This is a genomic window from Frankia sp. EI5c (genome assembly GCF_001636565.1).
Classification (GTDB): Bacteria; Actinomycetota; Actinomycetes; order Frankiales; family Frankiaceae; genus Parafrankia.
Genome location: NZ_LRTK01000028.1, coordinates 18,492 through 39,087, shown reverse-complemented (window position 1 = coordinate 39,087; position 20,596 = coordinate 18,492). Strand labels below are relative to the sequence as shown.

Below are 20,596 nucleotides of genomic sequence, written 5' to 3'. Positions count from 1 at the left end.
NCACAGCAGCTCGCCGAACTCGAGGAAGTCCGCGATCCGGTTCGCCTTCTCCAGCGACTGGTTCAGCTCGCCGGAGTCGCCCGGCACCTTCACCCGCCGCCAGAACTCCTCGCGCAGCTCCGGGATGCGGGCGAGCGCCTTGCGCAGGCCAGCCTCGGTGCGGCCCATCCCGCACTCGTCCCAGATGAGCTCGCCGAGCTCGCGGTGGAACGAGTCGGGCGTGCGGTCGCCGTTGACCTCCAGCAGCCGGCCGAGGCGGCCGGTGACCTCGCCGATCACGGACGTGACGGCCGGGTCGTCCAGGCTGACCGAGCCCAGCTTGGTGCTGGCGATGTAGTTGCCGAGCATGGGCGGCAGGACGAAGTAGCCGTCCGCCAGGCCCTGCATGAGGGCGCTGGCACCGAGGCGGTTCGCGCCGTGGTCGGAGAAGTTGGCCTCACCGATCACGAACAGGCCGGGGATGGAGCTCTGCAGGTCGTAGTCGACCCACAGCCCGCCCATCGTGTAGTGCACGGCCGGGTAGATCCGCATCGGGACCTTGTACGGGTCCTCGCCGGTGATCCGCTCGTACATCTCGAACAGGTTGCCGTACTTCTCGCGGACCTTGTCCTCGCCCATGCGCTTGATGGCGTCGGCGAAGTCGAGGTACACGCCGAGCCCACCCGGGCCGACACCGCGGCCGTCGTCGCACTGGTACTTCGCGGCGCGGGACGCGATGTCCCGCGGGACCAGGTTGCCGAAGGCCGGGTAGATGCGCTCCAGGTAGTAGTCGCGCTCGGCCTCGGGGATCTGGTCCGGCGAGCGGGTGTCGCCCTTCTGCTTGGGCACCCAGATGCGGCCGTCGTTACGCAGCGACTCGCTCATCAGCGTGAGCTTGCCCTGGTACTCCCCGGAACGGGGGATGCAGGTCGGGTGGATCTGCGTGTAGCAGGGGTTGGCGAACAGCGCGCCGCGCCGGTGGGCCCGCCACGTCGCCGTGGTGTTGGAACCCTTGGCGTTGGTGGAGAGGTAGAAGACGTTGCCGTAGCCGCCGGTGGCGAGCACGACCGCGTCCGCCAGGTAGGGCGTGATCTTGCCGGTGACCAGGTCACGGGCGACGATGCCGCGGGCCCGACCGTCGATGACGATCAGGTCGAGCATCTCGGTGCGGGGGTGGATCTCCACGCCGCCGGCGTCGATCTGCCGGGACAGCGCCTGATAGGCGCCGATCAGCAGCTGCTGGCCCGTCTGGCCCCGCGCGTAGAACGTGCGCTGGACCTGCACACCGCCGAAGGAGCGGGTGTCGAGCAGGCCGGAGTACTCGCGGGCGAACGGCACACCCTGGGCGACGCACTGGTCGATGATCTGCGTCGAGATCTGGGCGAGCCGGTAGACGTTCGACTCGCGGGCGCGGAAGTCGCCGCCCTTGACCGTGTCGTAGAACAGCCGGTAGACGGAGTCGCCGTCGTTGCGGTAGTTCTTCGCCGCGTTGATGCCGCCCTGCGCGGCGATCGAGTGCGCGCGCCGGGGCGAGTCCTGGAAGCAGAACTGGATGACCTTGTAGCCCTGCTCGGCCAGCGTCGCGCCGGCCGCGCCGCCGGCGAGGCCGGTACCGACCACGATCACGGTGTGCCGGCGGCGGTTGGCGGGGTTGACCAGCTTGGCGGAGAACTTGCGGCGGTCCCAGCGGGTTTCGATCGGGCCGTCCGGGGCGGCGGTGTCGACGATGTCGTCGCCGACCGTCCAGTAGGCGCTTCCGCCGGGGCCGAGGGACGTCGTCTCGGACATCTCAGTCCACCAATCCGGCCAGTACGGCGATGGGAACGACCATGAAGCCCGCCGAGATGAGGACCGCGAGCACGGTCGCGAGGATCTTCAGGTTCTTTTCCCGGGCCGCGCTGTGCACGCCGAGAGTACGAGCAGCGCTCCAGAATCCGTGATGGATGTGTAGTCCGAGCGCCAGCATGGCGATGATGTAGAAGAGTGTGACCCACCACACAGAGAAGCTGGACACCACGTTGTCGTACGCGGCGCCTTCAACCCCGTGGCGGTTCAGCGTCAGGCTCGTGAAATCGAGGAGATGGTAGATGATGAACAGGCCGATGATGATGCCGCCGTAGCGCATCGTGTTCACCGCGTAGCTGGCCTCAAGGCGCTGCCGGTGCGAGTACTTCTGCGGCCGGGCCTTGAGATCGCGCCGGCTGAGCTGGTACGCCGACGTGGCGTGCAGCACGACCGCCACGACCAGGACGGCCCGCATGATCCACAGGAACCAGGCTCCGTGGAGTGCGGGGACCCCGATCGAGCGCAACCAGTGCGCGTACTCGTCGAAACTCTCGGGCCCGTAGAAGATCTTCAGGTTCCCGAGCATGTGGACGAGTAGATAGAGCAGCATCACCGCCCCGGNGACGGCCATCACAGCCTTCTTGCCGATGGTGGACCGCCAGAAGATGCCTACGGGGGACGTAGGCCGCGCGTCGTTCGTTACAGCCACGCTGCGAACCCTAGGGACAAGTTCGCGAGTGGTCCAAGACATGATGGGCCTGATCTCGATAGCCTCTGGCTATCGTCGGTTACCCTAAGGTGTGCAGCTTCATCAGCTTGCGTATTTTGTCGCCGTCGCCGAGACCAGGCATTTCACCCGTGCGGCCGAGCGCGAGCACGTGGCGCAGCCCTCCCTCTCGCAACAGATCCGTGCCCTGGAACAGGAGATGGGTAGTCCCCTGTTCAACAGAATGCGGGGCAACATCACACTCACTCCGGCAGGGGAAACTCTGCTCCCACTGGCACGTCGGATCCTCGCCGACACCGAGACGGCCCGCCGGCAGGTGCAGGAGCTGCTCGACCTGCGCCGCGGCACCGTCCGGCTGGGGGCGACGCCCAGCCTGTGCACCGGGTTCCTGCCCGAGGTGCTGTACGCCTTCCACCGGGAGTACCCGGGCATCCGGCTGATCGTCGAGGAGGGCGGCTCCCGTGACCTCATCCGTGATCTCGCGCAGGGCCACCTGGACCTCGCACTGATCATTCTGCCCCTGCACAGCTCGGATCCGGCCCTGTCGACCACCCCGCTGCTGCGTGAGGACCTCGTCCTCGTCACGTCGGAGAACTCCCCGCCACCGGCGCGCGACGGCCACCTGCGGGTGGCGGATCTGCGCAACCGTCCGCTGGTGATGTTCCGGCGGGGCTACGACCTGCGGGACTTCACCGTGGGTGCCTGCCGGATCGCCGGGTTCGAACCCACCTTCGCGATCGAGGGCGGTGAGATGGACGCCGTCGTCGGCTTCGTCGAGGCCGGGCTGGGGGCGGCGGTCATCCCGAGCATGGTCGCCCGCCGGCAGCGGCTGCGCAGCACCGCCTTCGCGCCCCCCGGGCTGCACCGGACGATCGGGCTGGCGCACCGCCGGGACGTCGAGCCTCCGCAGGCCGCCCGGGAGCTGCGGCGCAGCCTGCGCGCGTATCTGAAGAGCACGGCCGCCGCGGGCACCCTCCCGCCGGGGACCGACCTCCTGCCCGGGTGACGGCCCCGGTGACCTGCGCGGTGCGCGGTGACGGGGATGCGGACCGCAGTCGGGACGCCCCGAACCGGTGCCCTATGCTCCTGATCGCACCGAGGAGGTTCGTGCGGGTNGGGAGGAACGGTTGAACAGCGTCGATGTCGCGCTCAAGGAAGCGATGGAGATCGAGNGGGCGACGGGGATAGCCCTGGTGGATTTCACCAGCGGCATGACCCTCGGCACCCTGGGCACCAACCCCGCCTTCGACCTCGAGGTCGCCGCGGCGGGCAACACCGAGGTGATCCGGGCGAAGATCCGGACGATGGAGAGTCTGGGTGTCACCGACACCATCGAGGACATCCTGATCACCCTCGGGCGCCAGTACCACCTGATCCGGCTGCTGCAGAGCCACACCGGGCGGGGTCTCTTCCTCTACCTCGTCCTCGACAAGCCGCGCGCCAACCTCGCGTTGGCCCGTCACCGCCTGCGCACCATCGAGGCCTCACTCGACATCTGAAACGAACCGGTTCGGGTGGCCCGGGTCGAGCCCAGCCGGGTCGAGCCGGGTCAGGATGGTGGGCATGACGACCACGCCGACGCTGCGGATCACCGGCCGGGTCCTGGTGGGGCCGGACGACGTGCGGGACGACATCTGGGTCGTCGACGGGCGGGTCAGTCACACCGCCCCGGNCGGCATCGGCGCCCGTGACGTCCGGACGATCACAGGCTGGGCCCTGCCGGGCCTGGTCGACGCGCACTGCCACGTCGGTCTCGTCTCCACCGGGGCCACCGACGCGCAGACCGCGGAGGAACAGATCCGCGCCGACCGGGACAGCGGTGCGCTGCTGTTGCGGGACGCCGGGTCACCGTCCGACACCCGCTGGATCGACGACCGTCCGGATCTGCCGCGCCTGATCCGCGCCGGCCGGCACATCGCGCGCCCCAGGCGCTATCTGCGCGGCTACGCGGCGGAGGTCGAGCCGCCGGATCTCGCCGCCGAGGTCGCCGAGCAGGCCCGTCGCGGCGACGGCTGGGTCAAGCTGGTCGGCGACTGGATCGACCGGGCCGAGGGCGACCTCGCGCCGTGCTGGCCGGCGGACGCGGCCCGCGCCGCCATCGACACCGCGCACGCGCTGGGCGCCCGGGTCACGGCGCACTGCTTCGCCGAGGACTCGCTGGCCGATCTGGCCCGCGCCGGTATCGACTGCGTGGAGCACGCCACCGGTCTGACCGGCGACACCATCGGCCTGTTCGCCCAGCGGGGCATCGCCATCGTTCCCACGCTGGTGAACATCGCGACCTTCGAGGGGATAGCGGCCGGCGCGGAGGCGAGGTTCCCGGTGTATGCCCGGCACATGCGCGCGCTGCATGCCCGCCGGTACGAGACGGTCGCGAACGCGTTCGAGGCGGGCATCCCGATCTACGTCGGGACGGACGCCGGCGGTTCGCTGCCGCACGGGCTGGTCGCCGCCGAGGTCGCCGAGCTCGTCACGGCGGGCCTCCCTCCGCGGGCCGCGCTGGGCGCCGCTTGCTGGGAGGCCCGCGGCTGGCTGGGCCGGCCAGGCCTGGAGGAGGGCGCGTCCGCGGATCTCGTGGTCTACCCCACCGACCCCAGGGCGGACGTCCGGGTCCTGGGCGCCCCCGAGCTGATCGTCATCCGCGGCCGCGCGCTGTGACGCGGGCGTTTCTCGCGGATGGCGCGGGAACCTCCCGGCGGGCCGCTCGTTGTCACCGGTGCGGGTGGCCGCCCGGTGCCGCGCGGTTCGCGGGGGAGGCCCGATGACGGAGCTGGTGTCGGGGGCCAACACGGAGCTGCCCGCCGGTGTGGTCTCCCTGTCACTGGCCGGCCCGTTCGATCTCTCGGCGCTGGTGCTCGGGCCAGGCGGGCGGGTGACCGGCGATCGGGACATGATCTTCTACAACCAGCCCGCGGCGGCCGGTGTCACGCTGCGGAACACCGGTGGTGCCCAGGTCATCGACCTTGACCTGGCGGGACTGCGCCCGGGCGCCGAGAGGGTCGTGCTGGTGGCCAGTCCGGCCGACGGCAGCACGCCCTTCGGCCGGCTGCCCGCGCCGCTGGCCACCGTCCGCGCCGCGGGCCGCGCGGTCGCCACCGTGCGGCCGCCGCACCTGGGCCCGCAGACGGCCCTGCAGATCGCCGAATTCTACCGCCGCGGGTCACGATGGAAGCTCCGCGCGCTCGGCCAGGGGTATGCGGACGGGCTGGCCGGGCTCGCCCGGGACTTCGGCGTCGACGTCGACGAGGCGTCCTCCGCGCCCAGCGCGCCCAGCGCGCCCAGCGTGCCCAGCGCTCCCGGCGCTCCCGCCGGCCCGCCGGGGATCCCGCCCCCCGGGGCCGCGCCGGACATCCTCGCCGAGGTCCTGGCGCTCACCAACGCCGAGCGCGCCCGGGCGGGCCTGCGGCCCCTCACCGCCGAGCCCCGGCTGGCCGCGGCGGCCGCCCGGCACAGCGCGGACATGGCCGCCCGCGGCTTCTTCGCCCACGACACCCCCGAGGGCGGCACGCCGGCGGACCGGGTCCTGGCCTGCGGCTACGCCTATTCGGTCGTTGCCGAGAACATCGCCGCCGGCCAGCGCACCGCGCGCGAGGTCGTCACCGGCTGGATGGACAGCCCGCCGCACCGGGCGAACATCCTGCGGCCCGAGGTGCGCGAGCTCGGCGTCGGCCGGGTCGAGGGCGGTGAGTACGGCGTGTACTGGACGCAGGTCTTCGGCTCGCCGCGCTGACCGGCTCGTCCCGTTGACCGGTTCGTCCCGTTGACCGGCGTGCCTGCCGGGGAGTGCCACCAGGGAGGGTGCGCGGCCGGCCGGCCGGTGTGGCGTGGGTCCCGTTCGGGTACCGAGGCGGGTACGCGGGTCCTGGCAGTGGTGGGCGTCGGGTGGCCCCGCTCTGTCACGAGGGCACGAATTGTGAGTTGTTTGCTTGTCCGGCGCGTATAGGCACCGTACGTTCCGACAGTCACCGTGATCAGGGTCGTCGCGATGACCCGGATCCCCGCTGCACCTGGTGGATCACCGAGGGGATCCCCGAGGCCCTTCCCGAGCACAGACGGGCACCGGCCACCGGTGCGATGTGAGGTGGGTGGCCGTGGACGACGTCCTGGGCTATGCCCTGTTGAGCCTCGGCGCCGGCGCGCTCTACGCCCTGGTCGCCGCGGGTGTGGTGGTGATCCAGCGCGGCGCCGGCGTGCTGAACATGGCGCAGGGGGCGCTGCTGGCCTGGTCCGCGTATGCCTTCCATGGGGCGCACGTCGTCCGGGGGCTGCCGCTGGTGCCCGCCGCGCTGGTGGCCGTGGGGTCCACGATGGCGATCGGCCTCGCCTTCCACCAGTTGGTGCTCCGCCCCATGCGGCAGGCGACGGCGGTGCTGCGGCTGATGGCCACCCTCGGCCTGCTCATCATCATCCAGTCGACGCTGACCCTGATGTACGGCAATGACATACGGAACTCGCCCACCGTCCTGCCGACGTCCAAGGTGACGGTGGCCGACACCGCGCTGGGCGTGGACGTCCTGGTTCGCCTCGCCGTGGTGGGTGCGATCGTGGCCGGGTTGTGGGCGGTGTTCCGCCACACCACGCTCGGGCTCGCGGCGACCGCGGTGACGGAGAACCCGCGGGCCGCGGCGTCGCTGGGCTGGTCGCCGGACGCGGTGGCCAGCTGGGCCTGGCTGGCGGGGTCCGCGCTCGCGGGTCTCGGCGGGGTGCTCCTCGCGCCGCTGCAGAACCCGCTGTCGGCCGGCGGGCTGATGCTGCTGATCGTTCCGGGGCTGGCGGCGGCGCTGGTCGCCCGGTTCAGATCGCTGCCGGTGGTGTTCGCCGGGGCGCTCGCGCTCGCGGCGGTGGAGCTTGAGCTGCAGGTGCAGCTGGTCGCCGATCATCCCGCCTGGCGGGGCGTCGACCGCGCCGTCCCGCTGGCAGTGATCGTCTTCTATCTGGCGGTGCGCGGGCGCGGCATCCCCGACCGCGGGCACGTCGCCGAACGGCACCCCTCGCTGGGGAACGGGCGGGTGCCCTGGCGGGCGCTGGGTGTGGCGGTGACCTGCGCGGTGGTCGGCATCTGGTGCCTGCTGCCGGAACCATGGGTGAACGCGCTCAACGCGAACGCGATCTGGGCGACGATCATCCTGTCGGTCGTCGTCCTGGTCGGCTTCACCGGCCAGCTCTCGCTCGCGCAGCTCGCGTTCTCCGGCACGGCGGCACTGATCGCCGGGCGCCTGATCGCGGTGCGGGGCTGGCCGCTGGAGGCCGCCCTCGTCGTCGGGGTGGCCGGAACCGCGGTCGTCGGCGTGCTGTTCGCGCTGCCGGCGCTGCGCACCCGAGGTCTGCAGCTGGCCGTGGTGACCCTCGGCCTCGGTGCCGCGGTGGACGCGCTGCTGTTCCAGCGCGGCTACCATTCGCCGGCGCCGCCGAGCCCGCTCGGTGATCTGTTCGGTGACCTCTCGAAACTGGAGGGGACCGAGGTCGGCGACGTCACCCTGCTCGGCGTCAGCCTCGACAAGGTGGCGCATCCCCGGGGCTTCGCGACCCTGTCGCTGCTGTCGTTCGTCCTGTTGGGCCTGCTGGTGGCCAACCTGCGCCGGGGGCGGGCGGGCCGGCGGCTGATCGCGGTGCGGACGAACGAACGGGCGGCGGCCGCTCTCGGGATCAGCGTCGTCGGGGCCAAGATCTACGCTTTCGCGCTGTCGGCGGCGATCGCGGGCTTCGGCGGGGTGCTGTACGCCTTCTACGCCTACGGCGAGCGCGGCAACATCGACTACGGTGGCGGCCTGTTCTCCCCGTTCGCGTCGATCCTGCTGATCGCCTACGCGGTGGTCGGCGGAGTCGGCTGGATCAGCGGTGCCTTCGCCGGCGCGACCATGGCCGCCGAGGCCCTGGCCACGAGGTTCGGGGCCTGGGCGGGCAGCCTGCTGGAACGGGTCGGCGCCGTCCTGCGGATTCTGCTGGCGGCCCTCGCCGCGCTGGTCGGGCTGGGGCTCGGCCGCGCGGTGGCGCCGCGGGCGAGGGCGCGCCGGGCCGGTCGGGCGGTGCCGTGGCTGACCGCCGCGGTCTTCGCGGTCCTCGCCTTCGCGCTCGGCGGCCGGATCATCGACTGGCTCGCGGACCTGGATCGTTATGTTCCGCTCATCGGCGGGCTTGTCCTCGTCACGGTGCTCTCCCGCTCGGGTGGCGGGATGGCACCGGAGAACGCCCGGAACGCCCGGCGGTTGCTCGATCGGCGCTTCCCGAAGGCGGTCGAGCGGCGGGCGGCGGTGGACACCGCGCGAGTGGCCCGTCTCCTCGGCCCGCTTCCGGCTGGCGCCCCGCTTCCCGCGGGTGCCCCGCTTCCCGTCGGCGGCCCGCTTCCCGCGGGGGAAACCGCTTCGGCCGGGTCGGAGACAGGTCTGGTCCACCAGGTGGGCGCCGTCGCCTATCCCGCCCGTCCGGCCACCCTGTCGGCCTGGGGCCTGTCGGTGCGGTTCGGCGCCGTGGAGGCGGTCCGCGGGGTGGACCTGCGGGTGGAGCCAGGGCAGATAGTCGGCGTCATCGGCCCGAACGGGGCGGGGAAGACCACGGTGATCGACGCGATCACCGGCTATACGGCGGCCACCGCACAGTCCCTGATGCTCGGCGAGACCAGGCTCGACCGGCTGCCCGCCCACCTGCGGGCCCGGGCCGGGATCAGCCGGTCGTTCCAGAACCTGGAGCTCTTCGAGGACCTCACCGTGCTGGAGAACATCCAGGCGGCGTGCGACACCCGGGACGCCGTGGCCTACCTCGGCGACCTCGTGCTGCCGCGGTCGAGGCCGCTGCCCGCCGCCGCCGCCGCGGTGGTGGAGGCATTCGGGCTGCGTGACGACCTGCTCCGCACCGTCTCGGAGCTCTCCTACGGCCGGCGGCGGCTGCTGGCGATCGCGCGCGCGGTCGCGACCTGCCCGTCCGTACTTCTGCTCGACGAGCCGTGCGCGGGACTCGACGAGAACGAGAGTGCCGCGGTCGCGGCCCTGCTGCGCCGGCTCGCGGACCACTGGGGCCTGGGAATCCTGCTCAACGAGCATGACATGGACGTGGTGATGCGGATCTGTGACCAGATTGTGGTCCTCGACGGCGGCGAGGTGATCGCGCGCGGCACACCCGCCCAGATCCGCGTCAACCCGCGGGTGCGCAGGGCGTACCTCGGCTCGGGCCAGGCGGTCGCCGCCGCTCGGGAGCGCGCGGCTGCGCTCGCCGGCACCGCCGCGGCCGGCACCGCCGCGGTGGCCACCGCGCCGATGGGCACCGCGCCGATGGGCACCGCGCCGGCCCGCCCGGCCACGAGGCGCCGGTCGTGAGCCGCGGCGGGACCGCGCCGGTCCTGACCGCGCGCGGGCTGTCGGCCGGCTACGGTGATGCCGGGCCGGTGGTGCGTGACCTTGACCTGGACCTGCGACCCGGCGAGATCGTCACCTTGCTCGGGCCCAACGGCGCGGGGAAGACGACCACCCTGCTCGCGCTGAGCGGGGCGCTGCGCCCGCGTTCCGGCATGGTGTGCTGGGCGGGCCGGCCGACCACCGCGCCGCTGTACCAGCGGGCCCGCGCGGGTCTGGCCCTCGTCCCCGAGGACAGGTCGGTGATCATGGATCTCACCGTCCGCGAGAACCTGCGGATCGGGCGGGCGGACACCTCGCTCGCGCTGGAGACCTTCCCCGAGCTCGCGGAACACCTCGACCGGCGGGCCGGGCTGCTCTCCGGTGGACAGCAGCAGATGGTGGCGCTGGCACGGGCGCTTGCCCGCCGGCCGAGGGCGCTGCTGGCCGACGAGCTCTCACTCGGCCTCGCGCCGCGCCTCGCAGAACGGCTGCTCGGCGTCGTCCGGGCCGCCGCCGACGGCGGGCTGGCCGTGCTCCTCGTCGAACAGCACGTGCGCAGCGCCCTCGCGGTCGCTGACCAGGTCGTCGTGCTGCGGCACGGGCAGGTCGCCTGGTCGGGCCCGGCGCGGCGGGCCCGGGAAGATCCCGAGCTGCTGGTCGGCGCCTACCTGCCGCTGGCCTGACGTGCGTCCGGCCCGTCCCGCGCGGAGCCGGCGGGACGGGCCGGGGTCAGCTCAGGACGCGCCGGTCAGGACGTCTGCCGGTCAGGACGCGCCGCGGGTCAGCAGGGACATCGCGTCGTAGGTCTCCGCCCCGAGCGACACGAAGCCGCCGGTGGCACTGTCCCAGCGGGCGCCGCGCATCGTCGTGTTGAACACCCGGGGCACCCCGGGAACCGCGTTGGGAGTGGTGAAGTTCAGCGGCGGGACCAGACCGAGATCGAGGCCCTTGGTCGCCCCCAGCTGCTCCAGCAGGGCCTTGGACGTCAGCTCGCCCGGCACCGCGTTGCCGACCTTCTCCGCCACCTGCACCGAAAGCCAGGCCGCCGTGGACGAGGTCGACGACCGCAGCTCCGCGCGGGCGTCGGCGTTCCCGGCAGCTTGCTCGGCGTCAAGCTCGGCGAGCATCCGGGCGAGCTCGGGGAACTCGTCAGCCTGGCTGAGCTCGGGGAACGCGCTGGCCACGACGAGGTTGTCCGCGGCCGGCCCGAGGCCCTTGAGGTACTCCTCCGAAAGGGTGCCCGCGGCGTGGCAGGTCCGCAGGCCCGAGCCGGCGCCGCTGATCACCGCGTAGGCGGCCTGGTCGAACACCACGAGCACCGCGCCGTTCGCCTTCGCCCGGGTGAGCTGGGCGATGGTCGGCGTGAAGTCGCTGGAGGTGATCGGGATGCGGATCTCGGGGGATAGCGGCGCCCCGACGGCCCGCCCGCCCGCCTCGGCCATCGTGATCAGCCGGTCACTGGCGGCCAGGTCGTAGCCGACCAGGCCGATGCTCGACGCGCCGGCCTTGCGCAGCAGGGACGGGCACACCGCGGGGTAGAAGGTCAGCGGGCTGAGCATGAAGCTCACCTCCGAGCTGAGCTCGGAGCCGTCCACGGCGATGCCGGCCGATCCGATCGCGGGAATGCCCGCCTTCTCGAGGATCGGCATGATCCCGCCGGCGAGCGAAACCGCCGAGACGACGGCCAGGACCTGCTCGTCGACGGCCTGCTGCGCGCACTTCTTGGCGGTTTCGGGATCGTTCTTCTCGTCGCAGTGCAGGATCTCGACCGGATGGCCCTTGATACCGCCGCGGCCGTTGACCGCCCGGGCGGCGGCCACCATCTCCGGATGGTTGGCTCCCGCGGTCCCGACCGGAGCGATGATCATCAGCTTGACCGGGTCCCCCGAACCGACGGCCGTGGTGGCGGCCGGCTCGCCGTCGCCCCCGCCGCAGGCGGCGAGAGCCAGCGCGGCTCCGATGCAGGCGGCACCGAGCCGCAGACCCAGACCTCGTCTCACCGGTTCGTCCTCCTGATGATCCTGGCGGGCTGGGGCGGCGGGGTAGGTGGAAGCCACCCCGCGGCCCCGCAGGCCCCGCCACGGTAGACCCGTCGGGGTGTGATCCCCACGGCAGGTGAGCCGGGAATGCCCTGGGGTGGCACCCGGGTAACGCTATGTGACGTCGCGGCTGTTCTCGCCCGCCGGGCCGCGCGAGACCGCCCACACCCTCGCCCGGCAGGTGCGACGTCGGGTGGGCGGCCCCCGGAAGTGCCCGGTGCCGGACGTCTTCGGCGCTCCGGCCGCGGCTCCTCAGATCACCTGGGACCAGGCGTAGGCGAAGCCCATGATGTGGTCCGTCAACGTCTCCAGATGGCTCGCGGCCCGCCGGTCGAACACCTCGCCGTTCGGGCCGAAGGGCGGGGTGGAGGTGTCGATGGAGACTCCGAGCGGAGTCGGCCAGCCGCGCAGGGCGTGCACCGAGGAGCGCAGGCTCGCCAGCGCGGTGCCCGCGGTCTGCGGGCCGTCGGCGCAGACGATCAGCCCGACGGCGCGGCCGTCGAGGTAGGGGCGGGGTGCGTCCCGCAGGTCCTCCAGATAGTCCAGCGCGTTCTTGACCAGGCCCGACATGCCGCCGTGGTAGCCCGGTGTGGCGATGACCAGGGCGTCGGCCCGGGCGATCTCGCTGACCAGCCGGCGCGCCGCCGGGGTGCGCTCGCGCAGGTCGGGGGAGTACATCGGCAGGTCGAGGTCGGCCGTGCCCAGCAGAACGGTCTCGGCGCCCGCGGCGGCCATCGTGGCCAGGACGGTCTGCAGCGCCCGCAGGGTGGTCGACTCCGGCCGGGTGGTCCCCCCGAGGCCGACGACGGTCGGCCGGCGGCGGCGCTCCGCGCGGGGCACCTGCCCGCTCCTGACGGCCAGCCCGGCGAGGTCACCGAGTATCTCGTTGCCCGCCTGGTCGGCGGCTCGGGCGCCGGTGCGCCCCCGCCGGGCCAGTTGCTGGCCCTCGTCCGGGTACGGGCCTTCGCCGTTCGACGTTAACGCGCTGTGCGCGTTGACCATCACTACCTCCTCGCCGAGGCCTCTGCCGTTTCCACCCGCGCGTGCTCGCGGGCTGATCTGGCTTACCGCAAGGTGCCGGGCAGATGCGACGGAAAGCGTAGTGCCCGGTGTCAGGGCCGGTCAGGGCGGCGTCGCAACGCCGAGGGGAGGGCCACCGCCCCCGGCCCGTAGGCCGCGACGCGGTCGTCGGGATTCGACATGTGGCAGCGCCGCAGGGACAGGCATCCACAGCCGATACAGGAGTCCAGGCCGTCCCGAAGCCGTTCCAGCGCCTCGATCTGCTCGTCCAGCCGGGTTCGCCAGCCCCGCGAGATCGTGCTCCAGTCCGCCTTGGTCGGGGTGCNCTCGGCGGGCAGGCTCCGCAGCGCCTCGCGGATCTCGTCCAGACTGAGCCCGATGTTGCGGGCCGCCCGGATGAAGGCCAGCCTGCGAAGTGCGTGCCGGGGGTAGCGGCGCTGGCCGCCGCTGGTGCGGCTCGTGCTCAGCAGCCCCTCGCGCTCGTAGAAGCGCAGGGCCGACGCGCTGAAACCGCTGCGGCGTACGACCTCGCCGAGCGTGAGGAGGTCGGTGGCGTCCATCTCCAGACAGTACAACCTTCAACCTGAAGTGAACTTCAGGTTGGTGCCGCGGGTGCGCGGCCTTCCGCGGTCGACGAGTGAAGCGAGGAGTGATAGTACGGTCACGGTGAGGTGTGATGGGGGAGGGGTGACCCCCGGAATGCGGCCAGTAGAGACAGATTTCCCATTTAGATACGATTTGACCGTGCTGGCCCCGGTTTCCCGCTCAGATGACGGTTCGGCGTCGGCCGATACCAGTGGCCCGTCGGCGGAGCGGGCGGAGCCCGCCGCGCCGGAGCCGATCCCCGAGGAAGGCACGCACCGGCGGTACGACCCGCTGACCGGCCGGTGGATCCTCGTCTCAGCGGGCCGGGTCGCCCGCCCGTGGCGCGGCGGGCAGGAAACAGTCCCCGCCGAGCTGAGTACCTACGACCCCGAATGTCATCTGTGCCCGGGCAATGTGCGCGCTTCCGGCATCGGCAATCCGGACTACGCCGGTGTCTACGTGTTCGACAACGACTTCCCGGCGCTGCGGCCCGACGATCTCGACCCCGGTCAGCCGCCGGAACCGGACCCGGCAGGGCCGGCCCGCGGCGCCGACGCGCGCGCCGCCGACCTGCTGCGCACCCAGCCCGGCACCGGGACCTGCCGCGTCGTCTGCTTCGACCCGCGTCATGACCGCACGTTGGCCAGCCTGCCGCCCGAGCGGGTCCGCGCGGTGGTCGACACCTGGGCCGAGCAGGAGCGTGACCTGGCCCGGACGTGGACATGGGTGCAGATCTTCGAGAACCGCGGGGCCACGATGGGTGCCTCCAGCCCGCACCCGCACGGCCAGATCTGGGCCTCGTCGTTCCTGCCCGACCTGCCGGCCGCCGAGGACCGCGCCCAGCGTGCCTACCTGGACTCACACGGGACCTCGCTGCTCGTCGACTACGCGGAGCTCGAAAGCGGGCTCCACGCCGCGGGTGCCGCCGGCGGGCCGAGCCGGGTGGTCGTCGAGAACGACCACTGGGTCGCCGTCGTGCCGTACTGGGCGCTGTGGCCCTTCGAGACCCTGGTTCTCCCGCGCCGTCCGGNCGGCCTGCTGCACCACCTGGCCGGAGCGGAACGCCAGGCCCTGGCGGTCCTGCTGGGCACGCTGCTGCGCACCTACGACGCGCTCTTCGACNGCCCGTTCCCGTACTCGATGGGCTGGCACGCCGCCCCGGGGCCTCATGTCGGCGCCGGGGCACCGCCCGCGGCCCACTGGCAGCTGCACGCCCACTTCCACCCGCCGCTGCTGCGGTCGCCGACCGTGCGCAAGCACGTGGTGGGCTACGACATGTTCGCCGGGATGCAGCGGGACATCACCCCGGAGGACGCGGCGGCCCGCCTGCGCGCCGCCGGACTGCGCGTCGAGTCGCAGCGCCGGGGCTGACCGCGCGGGTGCGGGCGGCGCGGGTGCGGGCGGCGCGGGGCGCGGACGGATCTCAGCGCGCGCTGGCGGGGGGCGTCACCAGCCGCTGCGGGGCGGAGAAGTCCCAGAGCAGGCCGGTGGCCCACCACGGCCATTCGTGACCGCCGGGCCAGGGCACTCCGGTCACCACCGAGGAGCTGGTGACCCGCGAGGACTCGGTGCGCGAATCGGGGAACGAGACCTGCACATAGTCCGACCAGCCGCCGCGCCAGGGCACGGTCGTGTCCGCGGTGCCATGGATGTGCATCATCCGGATGGGCGCCTGCTCGCAGGGCACGAGAAGGCCACCGGCGACGACTCCGGCGGCGGCGAAGATCTCGGGGGCCTCGCAGACGGCCCGGGCCGCCATCATCCCGCCGTTCGAGTACCCCCACACGTAGATGCGGGTCGGGTCGACCGGCGTCCGGGTCTCCGCATCCGCCACCAGCTCGCGCAGGTAGGCGACGTCGTCCGTCCTGTTCGTCCCGGCGCAGCAGGACCCGGAGTTCCAGGCGCCGCCGATCGCGTGCCCGTAGGCCAGAACGAAGTCCTTGACCTCGGAGAACGGGGTCGCGCCGCTGAGGTCACGCATCGTGGCGGCGTCGTGGCGATAGGCGTGCAGGAGGATCACCAGCGGCCGCGCCTTCCCCGCGCGGGCGGTGGTGTGCAGTTCGTAGCTTCGCCCCGACCGCAGGGTGATCTCGGTGGTGTGGCTGCCGCCCGGATCGGTGGCCTCCGTTCCGGGGAAACCGAACCCGACCGCCGCCGCGTCGCCCGCCGCCGCATCGCCTGCGGCGGCCACGCCACTGCCCGCGGTCGCGCCGTCGGCGGCGGGGGACACGGTCGTGGGTGAGGCGGTCGTGGGTGAGGCGACGACGATGTGCGCGGCTGAGGCGGCGGCCGGGCGGGTGGGGTCGGCCGACCCGTCGAGCGCGGTCCGTGCCACGGCGAGTGCCGTGAGTGGCAGGGCGAGTGCGGCGAGGATGGCGATCGTGTATCTGCCGCCCAGCGCCACCAGACCCCCAACCCGAGCCCGTACGAGCCGGGTCCGCCGAAGACAGGAAGGACGGCCATCACCGGGAAAACAAACAGCTAGATCAGGTAGATCTTCATACGCCGTTAGCTTCGCCGCAGGTTCAGGCCGAGGTCATCGTAATGGCCGCCGGTGGCTCCTCCGGTAGCCCCTGCCAGGCGTGATGCTCGCCGCGTCGGCGGCGCGGGTGCCGGTACGGGCACGCATCCGGGTGGGAACCACGTGCCAGCGCGGGCGGCAGCGCCCCCGGACGGGCGTCAGACGCCCCGGAGGCCGTCGATCGCCCGGTAGATGCGTTCCTCGGAGACCGGGTACGGCGTGCGCAGTGACTGCGCGAACAGGCTCACCCGCAGTTCCTCGATCATCCACCTGATCTCACGCACCGGCTCGGCCGCGGACCCGGCCGGACCCAGCTCGTCGGTCAGCTCGCGGTAGGCCGCCAGCACCTGGCCCACCCGGGCGGCGAGCTGGCGGTCCCGGGCCGCGTCACCGGGCAGCCGGTCGACCCGCCGCGCCGCGGCTGTCAGGTAGCGCTCCAGGTCGGGCAGCCGGGCAGCGCCCGTCTCGGTCACGAAGCCGCGGTGGATCAGGGCGTCGAGCTGGCCCCGCAGATCGGTCGCGGTGGCCAGCAGTGCCGGGCTGCTCAGCGTGCGCAGGCCCCGGTCGATCTCGTGGGCGAGCGTGAGTACCCGCTCGGTGCCGCGCACCACGGCCAGGGCCGTCTCGGGCAGCTCGGCGCGCACCGTGTCGAGCAGTGCCTGGAAGCCGGCCTCGCCCCGCACCGGCCCGCCGGCGCGGTGCAGCAGCGCGTCCACCGCACAGGCGACGCAGTCGTCCAGCAGATCGCTCACATCGCGGTGCGGGTTGTGGCTCAGCGCCAGCTTCGCGGAGTTCGGCAGCCGGCCGATGATGCTCCGGACGGGGGAGGGCACGCCCAGCAGCAGCAGCCGCCGGGTGCCGGCCCACATGGCCGCGTCGGCCTCCTCCGGGCTGTCGAAGACCCGGACGGACACGGTGTCCCCGGCGTCCACGAGCGCCGGGTGGGCCCGTACGACATGCCCGCCGCGGGTGCGCTCGATCACGGGCGGCAATGTGCCGACATCCCAGGTCCGCAGGCCCGAACGTTCCACCCCGGCGGCCGCGGCGGAGACCACGGCGCGGGTCTTCGGCCGCAGCCGGGCCCGCAGCTCGGCCAGATCCTTGCCCTCACCCAGGGTCGCGCCGCGGTCGTCGACCACGCGGAACGTCATCCGCAGGTGCGGCGGGAGCACCTCGGCCAGCCGGGCCGGTGACCAGACTCCGGGCGGGAGAGCGGAGCCGCTCATCCGGTGCAGTTCCGCGGCGACCGCGTCGGCCAGCGGGCGCTCGTCCGGGGTGATGCGCTCCAGCACCGCCTGCGCGTAGTTCGGCGCGGGCACGAAACCGCGGCGGACCACCTTGGGCAGCCCGCGGATCAGCGCCGTGATCGCCTCCTCGCGCAGTCCCGGCACCAGCCAGGTGAACGGCTCGGCCCGCAGTGTGCCCAGGAGCGGCAGCGGGACCCGCACCGTCACGCCGTCGGCGGCCTCGCCGGGTGTGAACTGGTAGGTCAGCGCCAGCTCCGCCCCGTCCGCGAGCCAGACGTCCGGATAGTCCTGCTGGCGGACCGTGCCGGCCTGGTCGTTGATGAGCATCGCCGCGGAGAAGTCGAGCAGGTCGGGCTGGTTCCGCCGCGTTTCCTTCCACCAGGAGTCGAAATGGCGGCCGGAGACGACATGCGCGGGAATGCGCTGGTCGTAGAAGTCGTAAAGCGTCTGGTCGTCGACGAGAATGTCGCGCCGCCGGGCGCGGTGCTCCAGCTCCTCCACATCGGCGAGCAGCTCCCGGTTCGCGCGGAAGAACGCGTGCCTTGTGTTCCAGTCGCCTTCCACGAGCGCATGCCGGATGAAAAGGTCCCGGCTGGTCACCGGATCGATCCGGCCGTACTGCACCAGCCTCGCCGTCACCAGCGGGACGCCGTACAGCGTGACCTTCTCGTAGGCCAGCGCGGCGCCCTGCCGGCGGGACCAGTGCGGCTCGCTGTAGGTGCGGCGCAGCAGGTGCTCGGCCAGCGGCTCGACCCAGTCGGGCTCGATGCGCGCCACCGTGCGGGCCCACAGCCGGGACGTCTCGACCAGCTCGGCGGCCACCACCCAGGTGGGGATGCCCGGCCCGCGCCGGTCACCCTGGGCGTCGCCGCCCGGCTCCGCCCCGTCCGCACCCGCGGGGCTGGAGCCGGGCGCGTCCGGGCCTTCGGGGCGGCCCGGCCGCCGGCGCGCGAGCCCGGAACCGGGGAAGATCGCGAACCGGGCGCCGCGTGCCCCCAGGTAGTCCTTCTTCTCCGGCTCGTAACGCCCGATGTGCGAGAGCAACCCCGTCAGCAGGGCCTGGTGCACCGACCGGACGTCCGCCGGGCTGTCGTTGACCTCCAGCCCCAGGTTCCGGGTGATCGAACGCAGCTGCCCGTGGACGTCCTGCCACTCCCGGATACGCAGGTAGTTCAAGAACTCGGTGTGGCACATGCGCCGGAACTGGTTGGACGACCGTTCCTCGCGCGAGGAACGCAGATGCCGCCACAGGTTCAGAATCGACAGGAAGTCCGACGTCGGGTCGGTGAACCGGGCGTGCGCGAGGTCGGCGGCGCCGCGCTGCTCCACCGGCCGCTCCCGCGGATCCTGGATGGCCAGCGCCGAGGTGATGACCAGCATCTCCGACAGGCAGCCCAGCTCCGCGGCGGCGAGCACCATCCGGGCCAGCCGCGGGTCGACCGGCAGCTGGGCGAGGCGGCGCCCGACCGGGGTGAGGCGCCGGCCCGGCTCGGCGTCCTCGATCAGGGCGCCCAGCTCGGTCAGCAGCCGCTCGCCGTCGCTGACCTGGCGGGATTCCGGCGCGTCCAGGAACGGGAAGTCGGCCATCTCGCCCAGGCCGAGGGCCTCCATCTGCAGGATCACCGAAGCGAGGTTCGTGCGCAGGATCTCCGGGTCGGTGAACGCCGGCCGGGCCTCGAAGTCCTCCTGGGAGTACAGCCGGATGCAGATGCCGTCGGATGTCCGCCCGCACCGGCCGGCGCGCTGGTTCGCCGAGGCCTGCGACACCGGTTCGATGGGCAGCCGCTGCACCTTCGTCCGGTGGCTGTACCGGGAGACGCGGGCCAGCCCCGGGTCGATGACGTACCTGATGCCCGGGACGGTCAGCGACGTCTCGGCGACGTTCGTGGCCAGCACGATCCGGCGGCCGGTGTGCGGGGAGAAGACCCGGTGCTGCTCGGCGGAGGACAACCGCGCGTACAGCGGGAGCACCTCGGTCGCCGGCCGGTCCTGCCGGGACAGCGCCTCGGCGGTGTCCCGGATCTCCCGCTCGCCGCTGAGGAACACCAGGATGTCGCCCGGCCCCTCCGCGCACAGTTCGTCCACGGCATCGCAGATCGCTGACACCTGGTCACGCTCAGTGTCCCGGTCCGGCCGCTGGTCAGGCTGCCGGTTCCGGTCCCTGCCCTGATCGCGGTTCCGGTCGCGGCTCTGCTCGCGGTTGCGGCTCTGGCCACCGCCGCGCGCTCCGCCCCGGCTGCCGTCCCGGCTGCCGTCCCGCGCTCCGTCCCTGCTGCCGTCGCGCGGCGGCTCCGGTTCCGCCGCGCCCTCGCCGGGGCCGGTCAGCGGGCGATAGCGCATCTCGACCGGGTAGGTGCGGCCGGAGACCTCGATCACCGGGGCGTCGTGGAAGTGGCGGGCGAAGCGGTGCGGGTCGATGGTCGCCGACGTGATGACCACTTTGAGGTCGGGGCGGCGGGGGAGCAGGCCGTGCAGGTAACCGAGGATGAAGTCGATGTTGAGGCTGCGTTCGTGCGCCTCGTCGATGATCAGCGTGTCGTACTGGCGCAGCAGCCGGTCGGTACCCAGCTCGTTCAGCAGGATGCCGTCGGTCATCAGCTTGACCAGTGTGGTGGGCCCGACCCGGTCGGTGAACCGCATCTGGTAGCCGACCAGCTCGCCGGGCGTGGTGCCGAGCTCCTCGGCGATGCGCTCGGCCACGGTGCGGGCCGCGATGCGGCGCGGCTGGGTGTGGCCGACCATGCCGAGCACGCCGCGGCCCAGCTCCAGGCACAGCTTCGGGATCTGCGTGGTCTTGCCGGAACCGGTCTCGCCGGCGATCACCACCACCTGGTTGTCCCGGATGGCGGCGAGGATCTCGTCCCGGCGCTGGCTGACGGGCAGCTCTTCCGGGTAGCTGATGACCGGCACGCTGGCCTGGCGCGACGCGACCCGCTGGCGGGCGGCCTCGACCTCGGCGGCGAGCCGCGCGATCGAGGAGGCACGGGCGGCGTCGTCACGCATCTTCCGCGCCCGGTCGAGACGTCGGCCGAGGCGGTGCGCGTCGTGCGCCATGAGCTCGGGCAGGTGCGCGCGCAGCTCGGACAGCCGCGGCGGCGGCGAATCGGCTGGAGAGATCACGGACAGCGTGTTTTCCCGGCGGTTGGTGGTCTGGTGGGGCGGGCCGGGTTGATCGACCGCGTACCTGGCCGGTCACACCCCGCCCGGGCGGTGGCGGTGGGTGCCGCCGTGGCGCGGCGGTGCTCCCGGGGGAAGCATTCCCCCCGACGGAGCATTCTGCCCCCGACGCCGCGCGCCGGCACCTGCTTTTCGCAGCGTCCGGATCCCGCCATCCATTCCCACGGGCTCGTGCCCGGCCCCACCGG

Annotated in this window: 11 protein-coding genes and 7 pseudogenes; 9 read left to right on the top strand and 9 right to left on the bottom strand. The window is 72.8% G+C overall.

Translation table 11 applies throughout. The features are described 5' to 3' along the window. Position 1: 1 nt before the first annotated feature. From UG55_RS14780 to UG55_RS45420, 3 genes and pseudogenes are all read right to left on the bottom strand, one after another. Positions 2–1,767: fumarate reductase/succinate dehydrogenase flavoprotein subunit (locus UG55_RS14780; RefSeq protein WP_242424391.1), on the bottom strand; the 1,766-nt coding region annotated here is incomplete at its 3' end. Between the two features lies 1 nt (position 1,768). Continuing rightward, positions 1,769–2,385 (bottom strand): annotated as a pseudogene (locus tag UG55_RS14775) (succinate dehydrogenase cytochrome b subunit); the annotation flags it as partial. 1 nt (position 2,386) lies between these two features. After that, a pseudogene (locus UG55_RS45420) lies at positions 2,387–2,515 on the bottom strand (hypothetical protein); the annotation flags it as partial. 49 nt (positions 2,516–2,564) lie between these two features. Here UG55_RS45420 and UG55_RS14770 point away from each other — a divergent pair. The 6 genes and pseudogenes from UG55_RS14770 to UG55_RS14745 all read left to right on the top strand — a co-directional run bounded on the left by UG55_RS14770 (position 2,565) and on the right by UG55_RS14745 (position 10,502). Then, complete coding sequence (locus UG55_RS14770; RefSeq protein ID WP_066068592.1) at positions 2,565–3,497, top strand: LysR family transcriptional regulator; 933 nt, start codon at positions 2,565–2,567, stop codon at positions 3,495–3,497. 167 nt (positions 3,498–3,664) lie between these two features. Next, positions 3,665–3,990: pseudogene (locus tag UG55_RS37190) on the top strand (hypothetical protein); the annotation flags it as partial. A 174-nt stretch (positions 3,991–4,164) separates the two neighbouring features. Beyond that, a partial coding sequence (locus tag UG55_RS14760) for an amidohydrolase family protein (RefSeq protein ID WP_242424388.1) occupies positions 4,165–5,149 on the top strand: 985 nt, incomplete at its 5' end. A 103-nt stretch (positions 5,150–5,252) separates the two neighbouring features. Next, positions 5,253–6,221, top strand: coding sequence for a CAP domain-containing protein (locus UG55_RS14755; RefSeq protein WP_066068583.1), 969 nt, complete (start codon positions 5,253–5,255; stop codon positions 6,219–6,221). A gap of 361 nt (positions 6,222–6,582) precedes the next feature. Then, positions 6,583–9,801 (top strand): branched-chain amino acid ABC transporter permease/ATP-binding protein, encoded by a 3,219-nt coding sequence (locus tag UG55_RS14750; RefSeq protein WP_066068790.1) that lies wholly within the window; start codon positions 6,583–6,585, stop codon positions 9,799–9,801. After that, positions 9,798–10,502: an ABC transporter ATP-binding protein gene (locus UG55_RS14745; protein WP_066068580.1), complete on the top strand. Its 705-nt coding sequence runs from the start codon at positions 9,798–9,800 to the stop codon at positions 10,500–10,502. Before UG55_RS14750 ends, UG55_RS14745 begins: the two co-directional genes overlap by 4 nt. Positions 10,503–10,583: 81 nt before the next feature. On the opposite strand, the gene UG55_RS14740 is transcribed toward UG55_RS14745, so the two are convergent. The 4 genes and pseudogenes from UG55_RS14740 to UG55_RS37180 all read right to left on the bottom strand — a co-directional run. Then, positions 10,584–11,819, bottom strand: coding sequence for an ABC transporter substrate-binding protein (locus tag UG55_RS14740; RefSeq protein WP_066068577.1), 1,236 nt, complete (start codon positions 11,817–11,819; stop codon positions 10,584–10,586). A gap of 291 nt (positions 11,820–12,110) precedes the next feature. Next, on the bottom strand, positions 12,111–12,860 hold the full coding sequence (locus UG55_RS14735; RefSeq protein WP_066068574.1) for an NADPH-dependent FMN reductase: 750 nt from the start codon (positions 12,858–12,860) through the stop codon (positions 12,111–12,113). Between the two features lie 110 nt (positions 12,861–12,970). Then, positions 12,971–13,203: pseudogene (locus tag UG55_RS37185) on the bottom strand (MerR family DNA-binding protein); the annotation flags it as partial. 1 nt (position 13,204) lies between these two features. Further along, a partial coding sequence (locus tag UG55_RS37180) for a MerR family transcriptional regulator (RefSeq protein ID WP_242424385.1) occupies positions 13,205–13,438 on the bottom strand: 234 nt, incomplete at its 3' end. Between the two features lie 184 nt (positions 13,439–13,622). Here UG55_RS37180 and galT point away from each other — a divergent pair. From galT to UG55_RS37165, 3 pseudogenes are all read left to right on the top strand, one after another. Then, positions 13,623–14,493: pseudogene (gene galT, locus UG55_RS37175) on the top strand (galactose-1-phosphate uridylyltransferase); the annotation flags it as partial. A 1-nt stretch (position 14,494) separates the two neighbouring features. Further along, positions 14,495–14,585: pseudogene (locus tag UG55_RS37170) on the top strand (hypothetical protein); the annotation flags it as partial. Position 14,586: 1 nt separating this feature from the next. Then, positions 14,587–14,834, top strand: a pseudogene (locus UG55_RS37165) (galactose-1-phosphate uridylyltransferase); the annotation flags it as partial. A 52-nt stretch (positions 14,835–14,886) separates the two neighbouring features. Here UG55_RS37165 and UG55_RS37160 read toward each other — a convergent pair. Both UG55_RS37160 and hrpA read right to left on the bottom strand, forming a co-directional pair. Further along, complete coding sequence (locus UG55_RS37160) at positions 14,887–15,867, bottom strand: PHB depolymerase family esterase (protein ID WP_066068568.1); 981 nt, start codon at positions 15,865–15,867, stop codon at positions 14,887–14,889. Between the two features lie 275 nt (positions 15,868–16,142). Next, on the bottom strand, positions 16,143–20,285 hold the full coding sequence (gene hrpA, locus UG55_RS14715; RefSeq protein WP_066068785.1) for an ATP-dependent RNA helicase HrpA: 4,143 nt from the start codon (positions 20,283–20,285) through the stop codon (positions 16,143–16,145). Between the last annotated feature and the right edge of the window lie 311 nt (positions 20,286–20,596).